The sequence below is a fragment of the Brevundimonas sp. Root1423 genome, assembly GCF_001426805.1.
This window is the reverse complement of record NZ_LMFL01000094.1, coordinates 1-1,267: the sequence shown is the minus strand read 5'-3', so window position 1 is coordinate 1,267 and position 1,267 is coordinate 1. Positions and strand designations below refer to the sequence as shown.

At 64.6% G+C, this 1,267-nt stretch carries 1 protein-coding gene and 2 pseudogenes; all 3 read left to right on the top strand.

Annotated features, from left to right (window positions below; translation table 11 throughout):
* Nucleotides 1–563, top strand: a 563-nt coding sequence (gene rplD / locus ASD25_RS28990) for a 50S ribosomal protein L4 (RefSeq protein WP_056621581.1), incomplete at its 5' end; no start/stop codon positions are given.
* Nucleotides 563–803: pseudogene (rplW, locus tag ASD25_RS28985) on the top strand (50S ribosomal protein L23); the annotation flags it as partial. The gene rplD and the pseudogene rplW, both read left to right, overlap by 1 nt.
* Nucleotides 804–955: 152 nt before the next feature.
* Nucleotides 956–1,219: pseudogene (gene rplB / locus ASD25_RS28980) on the top strand (50S ribosomal protein L2); the annotation flags it as partial.
* Nucleotides 1,220–1,267: the final 48 nt, after the last annotated feature.

The following is a 1,267-nucleotide window of genomic DNA, read 5'->3' as shown; positions in this document are numbered from 1 at the left end:
GCACCCACAAGGTCCAGACCCGGAACGAGAACTCTCGCACCGGCAAGAAGATGTACAAGCAGAAGGGAACCGGCGGCGCCCGTCACGGTTCGCGTCGCGCCCCGCAGTTCGTCGGTGGTTCGCGCGCCTTCGGCCCGGTCGTTCGCGACCACGGCTTCTCSCTGCCCAAGAAGGTCCGCGCCCTGGCCCTGCGYCATGCGCTGTCGGCCAAGGTCGTCGCCGGTGATCTGGTCGTCGTCGACAGCCTCTCGCTGAAGGACGCCAAGACCGCCGGTCTGCGCGAAACCCTCGGCAAGCTGGGCTGGACCCGCACGCTGATCATCGCCGGTCCGGAAGTCGACACGAACTTCGGCCTGGCCGCCCGCAACATCCCGATGGTCAACGTCCTGCCGAACGCCGGCCTGAACGTTTACGACATCCTGCGCGCCGACAAGCTGGTGCTGACCAAGGCGGCTGTCGAAGCCATCGAGGCCACCTACAAGGACTACACCCCGTCGCGTCGTGAAGCCGAGGCCGCCTCGGCCGCCAAACCGGCTGCCAAGACGAAGAAGGAGGCCGCGTAATGGCTGGCGCCAATCCCACCGCAAAACACTACGACACCATCCTGGCCCCGATCATCACGGAAAAGGCCACGATCCTGTCGGAGCAGAACAAGGTCGTGTTCCGCGTCTCGGGCACCTCGACCAAGGATGAGATCGCAGCCGCGGTCGAAAGCCTGTTCAAGGTCAACGTCCTGAAGGTCAACACCCTGGTTCAAAAGGGCAAGACCAAGCGCTTCCGCGGCATCATGGGCCGTCGGGTCGACATCAAAAAAGCGATCGTGGGCGATCGTGGCCCGGCTTGGCGCCGCGCTGGATCAGGGCGTNGGCGGAAAGTCCCACAATCGACATCAAAAAAGCGATCGTGACGCTGGCTGAAGGCCAGTCGATCGACGTCACCACGGGGCTCTGATCAGATGGCCTTGAAAACATACAATCCGACATCGCCGGGCCGTCGCGCCCTGGTGCTGATCGACCGTTCGGAGCTCCACAAGGGGCGTCCGGAAAAGTCGCTGACCGAAGGCCTGACCAAGTCGGGCGGCCGGGGCGCCGGCGGTCGTATCGCCGTCCGCTTCCGCGGCGGCGGCGCCAAGACGCTGTACCGCAAGATCGACTTCAAGCGCCGGAAGTTCGCCACGGCGACCGTCGAGCGCCTGGAATACGATCCGAACCGGACCGCGAAAAGGCGATGTTCGCCAAATCGGTCGAGTCCGTGAACGTCCGTGAAC